This window comes from Paraburkholderia tuberum STM678 (assembly GCF_902833905.1).
Classification (GTDB): domain Bacteria; phylum Pseudomonadota; class Gammaproteobacteria; order Burkholderiales; family Burkholderiaceae; genus Paraburkholderia; species Paraburkholderia tuberum.
The window spans coordinates 1-9,434 of record NZ_CADFGP010000123.1 but is presented as its reverse complement, the minus strand read 5'-3'; the positions used below and the strand labels follow the sequence as shown (position 1 = coordinate 9,434).

Here is a 9,434-nt window from a genome sequence, read left to right as displayed (position 1 = left end):
CCCAACAGCAAACCGCCTGCATAGACCGCACGAATGTCCATTGGCGCAGCGGCGAAGCAGAGCATGCTGCCTGCCATGACGAGCGAGGCCAGCGCGATGGTCGGCATGACACCGATACGCTGGGCTATGCGTTCAGCCACGCAGCAGCAGATCATGGTCGAGACCATGCCGCTCGAAATCACGGCGCCGGCGACATCGCTGTTCATGCCCAGGGATTGCAGGTACTCGGGCAGGAGAAAACTCGTCCCGTACGAAGCGGCGATCACCAGTGACGCGATCAGAAACGGAATGAACGCCCGTAATTGGAGGGATGCCGGCAAGTGCTCGGCGTGTGAGATCGCACGCTCGCCAGTCGATAGATAAATGGAGGAGCCAGTCATGCGCTTACGCCACTGCCGGTTGACGCGAGGCCTGAGGGGCGTCGCACAGTATCGACCCTGCTTCAGTCTCCTGATCCTCAATGCTGTCGAGCAGTTGCCGGTCCGGAACATCCGGATAGAACGCACGACCTAGCAGGCTGTTGATGATGCGACTGTTCCTGTACGCGACCAGTGAAAGATTGACGCTTTGCAGGCCGTGCTGCACGCGGCTTTGGTTTTGCAGATACACGGGACCGGGCATTGGCGCATCGAAGCGCACGGCGTAATCGGGATCGAGCGTTGGCAGACCGTCTTCACGGCTTGCGCCGTCGAGCAGTTTCTGAACGAATGGCAAATGGCGCGGCTGAAAACCGGTTGCCAGGATGATTCTGTCCGCGCTTATGCCGTTGCGCTGCGACGTGACGAGCGAGGTCAACCCGATATGCCAGCGACCGCTGCGGCGGGTGATCTCGTCCATCGTCACCGAAGGCAACAGACGAAAGCAGTCGGCTAGCGTGCCATGGACGCTGCGTTCGTACAACGCTTCATAGAGCCGGTTGCACAGGCTGGCGGAGATGCCGTCGCTGGTGAGCTTTTCGCTTTCGACGATGGCCCGGCGCTGCTGGATCGGCAGCGTTTGAAAGCGTTGGCTATAACTGGGCATGTATGCTTCATTGACAAATGCGTTGTCGTCCATCGCAAACAGATTGGCGCGCGACGTCGCCCAAGTGATCTTGTCGGGACCTGACTCGGTCAGCATGTGCTCGACGACTTCCGCGCCGCTCTGCCCGCCGCCCACCACCAACACATGTTCGTCTTCGCTGAACGGTTTCCGGTTAAGGTAGTCGTCTACGTGATAGACCGTCTCGCCAACCACCTGCCGTGCACATGCCGGCACCTTGGGTTCGACGCCGACCCCGACGACTACCGCGCGCGCATGATATGTGCGCGCGGTAGTGGTCACGCAATAGCCCTTATTGCAAGGCCTGATATCGATCACCTCCTCGCCGAATCGAAGCGTGTCCAGGCATTGCGCGACCCATTGGTAATAGTGGGTGAACTCACGTCGCGACGTGCTGTTTTCACCTTTATTCACGAAGCTGTACAGGCGTCGATGTACAGCGAGATAGTTGAGAAAGGAATATGGGCTTGTGGGATTCACCAAGGTCACACAATCCTTGAGCGGCGACACCTGGAGTTGACTTTGGGGCAGCATGAGCCCCGGATGCCAGGAGAATTTTATGCGCTTCTCAAAGGAGAGCGCTCGCAAACCGGTGGGCTGAATGAGCGCCGCGAGGCTTAGATTGAACGGTCCGATACCAATACCGATGACGTCTAGCATGTCCATAGGAACTTGTTCCGCCGTTAGAGGGGAATTGGCCAACCGAGATAGTGCAGCGCAATTCCCGTGGACTAAGATTGAGGCGGTGATGCCGACGTACTGCGTAGCCGATGCCCGCTGCAGGAAAACGAAAGCCGTAGATGACGATCGCTTTTCTTCCCAATGGCGGCATTCTGACCAGCACTATGCTTGGTTTGACATTACCTCGGCCCGCCTGAGTGAATCATACGAGGAATTGAGAAGCTGAACACTTTGAACATACGCAAACCTTGCGGTGCGTCAATTGTTCACGCGGCGTTGTCGGATTCAGACGCCGGATCACCCGCAGTCCAAAGAGAGTTGTCACGTTGCTCAGTGGTTCGGATAACCTCCGGGACTCAGAACATCGAATCGGTCTATCGTGGCCGTCGCCTTCCGGCGATCGTCATCAATCGCGTCGTGCGATGGTACTGCCGGTTTCAGTTGCACCTGCGCGACGTCGAGGACTTGCTGTTCGAACGCGGTGTTGTCGTCAGCTACCAAACAATTCGACGCGGGCTTCGCGCGGGCAGGTCAAAGCTGCTCACCGCACCTCCGGCACCGCAGGGCAACGGGACGAAGTGTTTTGCAGGCGTTGGGTATCGTAGGTTTTTGCAAAGCCTCGTCGTTTCCATCGAAGAGGTGATCTATCGCGCAGTCGATACGCGCAATATCGGGCGTCGCCGCCTGCCGTCGTCGCACCCCGCTGCAGGTCGCGCAAGCTAGCAGTACCATCGGCCCCCCACGCGTCACAGGCACGTTTGACACTGTCTGAGCCGACTGCTCCGTCATTTTTGCGCCGAGTCAGCGCTGACGCAAAAGAAGAAAATCCGTTCAATTTTCCATGGTGGCAGTGTCCGCAGTACCAGGTCTTCACGGTAGAAGATATCAATTGCACTATCAGCCGAGGCGTGCGCCACTGTCCCGTTGCTATTGCCGAAAGGAGGGGACCCGGTTCCCCCAAAGACGAGTACCCATATCGCGTTCCGCGCGAGGAGTAAAAATAGTTTGCGACGAGCCGGGTCACAGGCACTTGAGCGTTGCCGCAGCGCGGCACAGGTAGCTTGTCAGCGTTTCAACGTGTCCAGTTCCTCATCCAATCAGATCAAGTCGATAAAGCGACGAACATGGCTCGTGCTGGGTTTCAAAAAGTTTCGCTGCCCCCGCGTCCTTCGGGCCCGCATTGAGGTGATGCATACGATTTCGAAAGGGCAGGTGGAGTGTGCTCACGGAGCCGGTCCGTTCCGCCGTTGATCAATTCCATGACCTCGCAACGTCAAGCAGTACTTCGCATGCCAGTCGTGTTGTCACTCAATCCTTACCAGGACAAAGCCAGGATGCGTCCGCCGAGATGCGACAGGCATGTTTTTGCCAGACGACCAACTATGGAAGAGACTTCTTATACCGCAATCAGCGGCTGCGCCGGTGCACCGGCGGAATCCTTCAATAGATCCTCTGGAGCGTGAGAGTCGTTAAGGCCGGAGTCGTAGAATTGACGGTGCCAGGTTTGCTCTAGGGAGGGCATCATGGACGCAAATCACGTGACCGGGCCCCATGGTGGGAACGTCGTTCTGGCGGTGTCACTCGAACTGTCGGCCGCGCAGTGGAAAGTGGCGCTTCAGAGAGAAGCCGGCGGTCCACACGGTCAGCGCGTCGCAGGCGAACCTGCGACTGCAGGCCGTTCTCGAACTCATCGCGCAAGACAGGCAGAAGTGGTCGCTGCCGTCGAACGTGCGCGTGGTTGTCAGCTACGAAGCCGGGCAGGACGCATTCTGGATCGTTCGTGCGCTGTGCTCCCGCGGCATCGAGAGTTATATGATCGATGCCGCGAGCATCCGTGTGGAGCGCCACAAGCGGCGTGCGAAGACAGACAGGCTGGATGCCATCAAGCTGGTCACCAATCTGCGCGCCTGGCTGCATGGTGAACGTGACCGGATGCACGTCGTGCGTGTGCCGTCCGTGGAGGACGAAGCCCTGCGTCATCTGATCCGTGATCGCGGACAGTTGCACAAGGAAGTGCTGCAGCACCGCGAGCGCATACGCAAACTGCTTGTCACGATGGGTTGCTGGGACGAGGTTGATCACCGGTCGTTCGCCAGACGGCTCTCCCACGGCGAACTGGTCTGTCACGATGGAACGCCGCTGCCGGAGGAGTTGCGCGAACGGCTGGTGCGTGAGACAGCGCGGCTGGAGCTCGCCGAGCAGCAGCTCGCAGCGCTTGAACGCACGCTCGAGGAGCGCCTGCCCACCCCGGTGCGTGAGCGAATCACACACCTCAGACGCCTCAGAGGTGTGGGTCACATCGGCGCGTCGCGCCTCATGCTCGAACTGTTCTGGCGCCAGTTCAATAACCCGCATCATCGATCTCAAGGCCGGTCGCTTCAGCTATGCGGACGCCGGGCAGATGCATTTCTATCTGCCGTCAGGTGGTGGGCTGGTCGATGCAGCCGCACATGCGCACGGAGCTGATATCGGACGCGCTGCATATGGCGTGGTTTCGCCGCCGTCCGGAAGCGGGCCTGATTTCGCACAGCGACCGAGGCAGTACGTGAGCCACGACTTCCAGGGACCTGCTCAAGGACTACGGCATGCGCAGTTCGATGAGCCGCAAAGGAAATTGCTGGGACGCGCCGACCGAGAGCCTGTGGGGATCGCTCAAGCGTGCACGCATTCCCGGCCAGCGCTTTGTAACGCGTCGCGAACCGATGGACGAAGTAGTCGATTGGTTGAGCGTCTACAATCACGGCCGTCTTCACTCGACGTTGAGCTACCCCAGCCCGATGCAATTCGAACGGGACTGGTACGCCGCCCAGAACCAACGGGTGGCATAATCTCCGCTCAGTTAAGGGATCCGAAATTCGCGGGCAACGTCAACCCGCAATTGCGCATGATCCGACTCGCTGCGCCGAGAATGGCTTCAATCACGTCTCGTTGTTCGAGTTCGGGGCTGAAGTGCTTCGAGTAAGCGACGCTAATCGCGGTCCGCATCTGCCCGCTGGCGTCGCCGACGAGGGCGCCAACTGACGAGATGCCCACGACCTGCTCGTCCTCGATCAGGGCATATCCGTCGGTCCGTATCCTATGCAAGGACGCGACAAGTTGTTCGGGGTCAGTAATCGTCTTGGCCGTGCTCTGTTCCAGCGGTTCCATTTGCAGCAGTTCCAGCGCTTTCTCGTCCGGAAAAGACGAAAGGATGGCTTTGCCGATGGCCGTGTTGTGCAATCCGATTGGTGACCCGGGATGTACCCTGACGGTGACCGACCCCTTGCCGTCGACACAAAGCAGATACATCGGGGTCTTGTCCTGGAGCGCTCCGAGATAACCATCGATACGCATGCTGTCAGCCAGCAACTGGAGTTCTTTGCGGGCCTCCAGCAACAACGTGTCTCGCGCCATCAGCGCTGCGCCCAGATTCAGCGTCTGGTACCCGATACTGTACCGTCGCGTGACAGGGTCGCGCCTCAAATAGTGCTTTGCCGTCAAGGTGTTGAGGAGGCGCTGAACGATGGCCGGACTTAACCCGAGCCGACGGGATATCTCGCGGGGACCCATCGGCTCTTGCGACGCATTGAGTAGCTCCATGACGTCGAGGCCTCGTTCAAGTGACTGGCTCTTCATCGGGTCTTCTTGTCTATGCGAATGTTTAACGGCCTATGAATGGCCGGTGTTGGGCGGTGGGCCATTACTTTACCCGATCCTGGCATAGTTCCCGAGCCGAATGGGTCAGAAGCTCGTGCCCGTCGTCCGTGATGATAGCCGTATCTTCCACCATCATACCGCCCCAACCGAGCTCGTAGTACGGAGTCTCTACACAGAACACCATGCCAGGCTCGAGCAGTACGTTAGAGTCGGGAGCGATCGGCGGGAACTCATGGGAGTGCAGACCGATACCATGTCCGCAGTGATTCCGCTGATAATCCGGCAAAGCGCCTTTTCGAACGGCCCCGATGGCGATCTTGAAAATATCGCTGGCCAGTGCGCCCGGTCTCAAGGCCGCAATTTGCGCCTGTTCGCCGGCCAGCAGTGCCGCGTAGCGCTCGGCCTGTTGATCGCTTGGGCCGCCAACAGTCAGTGTGCGCGCCATGTCCGAGCAGTACCCATTTACGGTGCAACCAATGTCCATGCGCAGGAGGTCTCCGTCCTCGAGGCGTTTGTTGCGGGCGTAGGCGTCAACCCGCGAGCTGCGCTCGCCCGAGGTAACCACGACGAAGCGCGGGATGCCTCCCCCTTGAACGATAGTGCTGGTGATTTCGCGTGCGATATCGAGTTCCGTGACGCCCGCGCGAATCATCGGCACGATGGACTCGAGGGCTTTATCGGTAATGCATGACGCATGGCGAAGCAGCACGAGTTCGCCTGGCAATTTCGTCGCGCGCGCACGCTTTAACGATGGTGCCCCGTTCTGGAACGCCGCTTGCGGGAATTGCCGCCAAATCGTGTGCGCCAATCTTTCGTCACGCGTATCCAGGCCGACACGTGCCCCGCGGAGATCGAAGCTGGATAAGGCAGACACGATCGTGTCGGCGTAATTCGCTCCGGGTGCAGGCATGTCCGCATAGCTCGCCACTCCCGCCGTTGCGCCCACATAGAAGGTGCCGTATCGCCAGATGCAGAAGGGATCTTCCAATTCCTCAAGAGCGGCAGCTGCGTCGCTCGCGCCGGTAATCAGAGCCACCCGATCGCGTGTGGCGATTGCAGCCTGCGCATACGGCCCGGCATCCTGGAGGATGCTCCGATAGCCCGTCAGGTAACCGACGTGAACCGGGTCCGTTGTGATGATGAGGTCGAGTTCCGGCGCGGTTGAAAAGAGTTTCTCCCTGCAGGAAAAGGCAAGGTTGGCGGTATGTTGCTCAAGAGTCTCAGTGTCGGCGTAGCGCATCGGTTCCTCCAGTTAGGGGCTTGATGCAGGCATGAGGGAATATACTTCGTATGATGCAACTTCCTAGAAGCATAGCCATAAAGAGGCTCACATAGAAGTCATGTCGCACGGGTGCCAGCATCAATCTGTGCCTCCACTGACCAACCCCGACAAGGGGCGATGCCATAGCAAACTTTGTTATTTATTGTCCCCTTCCCAATTTCCGCTTGTTGACGTTGATCAATTCTCGTGATGAGTTTCACCGGTACTATCCTTATCGTCGTCCGACTTCCCTGAGTTCCGGAAAGAACCAATGGAAGATTCTCCGCATGCAAAACCATCGACAGTCGCCGCTTCGTACTCCTCTCATATGCAAACGGCCAGATCTACGTCGGCCGCACCCGGTCGGCGCGACGGCCCTGCTCGGCTTGCTGTCCATGCTTTGCGTGCAGTTTGGCGTCGCACTGTCCGTGCCGACGATGGATGCGTTCGGTACATTCAGTACAATCTGGCTGCGGCTTGCGTGGGCGGCCGTCATTCTAGGGCTCATCGTCCGTCCGAAGCTGCATCGTTACTCACGGACGCACTGGGTCGCGGCGGGCGCGCTCGGCATCGCAATGGCCGGCATGACGTTGTGTTTGTTCTCGGCGATCAAGCGAATTCCGCTTGGCCTCACTGTTACAATCGCCTTCCTCGGTCCACTCACGGTCGCGACGGTCAGCGCACGGCGACTGCGGACTCTGCTCTGGCCGCTTCCCGCGGTCGCGGGTGTGCCGCTGCTTGCGCACGACCACGCAGGATGGATCGGCGATCCCATGGCCACGCTGCTCGCCGTAGGTGCCGCAGCGGGCTGGGGTAGCTACATTGTATTGATGAAAAAGACCGGCACGCTCTTCAACGGCCTCGAAGGGCTGTCTATATCGCTCATCGTGGCTGCGCTGGCCGTCACGCCGTTTGGGATTGCTGAGCATCGTTTGCACGTCCTCCTCCCGCAATTAGCCGCGACGGCTGGGCTCTCGCTACTGGTGCCGCTCCTGCCTTACGCATTGGAGATGGTGGCTCTGCGGCACATGCCCGCTGCATCATTTGGCATTCTGATGAGCCTGGAACCGGCGATCGGCGCACTAGCGGGCTTTGTGGTGCTCGATCAGGCGATGACAGCACTGCAATTCGCGGGCACGGTGCTCGTCGTCAGCGCAAGCCTCGGCGTGATTGTTACGTCAAGGTGATGCGCTGCGGTGAATTGTTCGAGACGATAAATCGAATGGCCCCCTCTCTTTCTCAAGCCAGCCCTCGTAGCTCGGATAAATGGCCCAACAACTGGTTGTATATGAACGCGTCCCGATTGCGCCAGTGTTTCGTGTGTTCCGACATCGACAGGATGGGTTGCAGCTGTATATCCGTACATGGACTCCCGCCTATGGGCAAGATCGGTTTGCATTTTGAGGGTCACGACTGCGTCCGTACATTCGGCTTCTGATGTGCTTGCTGCTGCACGAGCCATCATGGAAATTTGCGCGCTTGCTCCTCATCGGCCTTCTGGCTTCGTACTGCAGCCGCCGGATATATCAGGATCTGCAAGCGCCGGTCCGACCGGTTCGCCATGCTTGCCGCTTCTTGCGCAATCGCGAAAGAAATAAAGCAATACTCAATATCTGTTGCCTGTTACGCAACTCGGAAGCAGCCGTTAAGTGTTCCTGGTAAAACTGCTTGGATTTCGGTAACCTGGATTTTTCCCTGGTACCGAGGTGTCGATGAAATGCCGTGTGAAGCTTGTGAAGGCTGAGGAGATCACATTGCAGGAGATGGCGATCAATCACCGGTTCAAGAACACTCGCCGACGCGCCACGGGTGTTTTGATGCTCGCTCGCGGGGATAAGCCAAAGGTCGTCTGTGCAGCCCTCGGTGTGAGCGACCAGGCTGTCTACAACTGGGCTCACGCGTGGCGTATTGGAGGCATTTGCGCGCTCATGGGTGGTCACAACGGTGGTCGGCCGCGTGCACTTCCCGATGACGTGGTCGCTGTCGCGCTGGAGATTGCGCGGGCCGATCCGCTTACCCTGGCCCAGATAGCTCGACGCGTTGAGCAGGCACAAGCCCAGGCACTGCCTTGCAAGATAGAAACGCTGGGTGGAGCCCTCAAGCGTGCGGGCTTCACTTTCAAGCGCAACCGGTTCTCGCTGAAAAAAAGCGCAATGAACAGGAGTTCGAGATGAAACAGGCCACGCTCGAGAAGCTTCAGGTCGCCGCGCGCGATGGCCAGTGTCGCCTGCTCTATTTCGACGAGGCCGGTTTTTGCGGATCACCGCCTGTGCAGCGTAGCTGGTCACCACGTGGACTGCCCCATGCCATTGAGCCCAACCACCATTGTCGACGCAATGTGATGGGCGCACTGAACTTCGCAGAGAACAGTTTCGTCCATGCAGCAGGCAGCCATACGGTCAAAGGGCCTCACGTTGAGGGTTTTCTCAATGACCTGATCTGTCAGGGCGATGGTAGACCGACCGTGATCGTGCTCGACAACGCGAGCATTCATCACGGGATCGATCAGCTCACACTGGACCGCTGGTTCATCGAACACAAAGCACTCCTTTTTTATCTGCCGGCGTACAGCCCAGAACTGAATCTCATCGAGATCGTATGGAAGCACTTCAAGTACCACTGGCGGCGATTCGCGACGTGGACGAAAGAAACCGTCGATGCGGAGCTCGAAATTCTGCTCAGCGGATACGGGTCAAAATTCCAAGTAAATTTTTCGTGAACACTTACCTGTCAATATTGCCCATGCAATGCGCGCCGTCTTGTTCGCCAGGGCGATCGCAGCAATGCTCACGTGGCGGCGTTGCATCACAGCCTT

Annotated in this window: 7 protein-coding genes and 4 pseudogenes; 6 read left to right on the top strand and 5 right to left on the bottom strand. The window is 58.6% G+C overall.

The window, feature by feature from the left end:
- A partial coding sequence (locus HWY30_RS39890) for an MFS transporter (protein ID WP_341809967.1) occupies positions 1-380 on the bottom strand: 380 nt, incomplete at its 3' end.
- Positions 381-384: 4 nt separating this feature from the next.
- The gene (locus HWY30_RS39885; protein ID WP_090812750.1) at positions 385-1,707 is read right to left on the bottom strand and encodes a lysine N(6)-hydroxylase/L-ornithine N(5)-oxygenase family protein; all 1,323 of its coding nucleotides are present in this window, start codon (positions 1,705-1,707) and stop codon (positions 385-387) included.
- 378 nt (positions 1,708-2,085) lie between these two features.
- Here HWY30_RS39885 and HWY30_RS42840 point away from each other — a divergent pair.
- The 3 pseudogenes from HWY30_RS42840 to HWY30_RS39870 form a co-directional block, all read left to right on the top strand.
- Positions 2,086-2,232, top strand: a pseudogene (locus HWY30_RS42840) (IS6 family transposase); the annotation flags it as partial.
- A 1,013-nt stretch (positions 2,233-3,245) separates the two neighbouring features.
- Positions 3,246-4,071 (top strand): annotated as a pseudogene (locus HWY30_RS39875) (IS110 family transposase); the annotation flags it as partial.
- A 68-nt stretch (positions 4,072-4,139) separates the two neighbouring features.
- Positions 4,140-4,550, top strand: a pseudogene (locus HWY30_RS39870) (DDE-type integrase/transposase/recombinase); the annotation flags it as partial.
- Positions 4,551-4,557: 7 nt separating this feature from the next.
- Here the strand turns inward: HWY30_RS39870 and HWY30_RS39865 are convergent.
- Entirely contained in the window at positions 4,558-5,337 is a 780-nt protein-coding gene (locus HWY30_RS39865; RefSeq protein WP_090812749.1) for an IclR family transcriptional regulator, read from the bottom strand.
- 64 nt (positions 5,338-5,401) lie between these two features.
- Positions 5,402-6,598, bottom strand: a complete 1,197-nt coding sequence (locus HWY30_RS39860; RefSeq protein ID WP_090812748.1) for a M24 family metallopeptidase — start codon at positions 6,596-6,598, stop codon at positions 5,402-5,404.
- A 308-nt stretch (positions 6,599-6,906) separates the two neighbouring features.
- Here HWY30_RS39860 and HWY30_RS39855 point away from each other — a divergent pair, with 308 nt between their 5' ends.
- The 3 genes from HWY30_RS39855 (at position 6,907) to HWY30_RS39845 (ending at position 9,338) form a co-directional block, all read left to right on the top strand.
- Complete coding sequence (locus HWY30_RS39855; protein WP_090812747.1) at positions 6,907-7,806, top strand: EamA family transporter; 900 nt, start codon at positions 6,907-6,909, stop codon at positions 7,804-7,806.
- A 525-nt stretch (positions 7,807-8,331) separates the two neighbouring features.
- Complete coding sequence (locus tag HWY30_RS39850; protein WP_090812745.1) at positions 8,332-8,793, top strand: helix-turn-helix domain-containing protein; 462 nt, start codon at positions 8,332-8,334, stop codon at positions 8,791-8,793.
- A complete protein-coding gene (locus HWY30_RS39845; RefSeq protein ID WP_090812744.1) occupies positions 8,790-9,338 on the top strand; it encodes an IS630 family transposase in 549 nt (182 codons plus the stop codon). Before HWY30_RS39850 ends, HWY30_RS39845 begins: the two co-directional genes overlap by 4 nt.
- Here the strand turns inward: HWY30_RS39845 and HWY30_RS43255 are convergent.
- Positions 9,312-9,434 (bottom strand): annotated as a pseudogene (locus HWY30_RS43255) (IS110 family transposase); the annotation flags it as partial. The gene HWY30_RS39845 and the pseudogene HWY30_RS43255 sit on opposite strands and share 27 nt — an antisense overlap.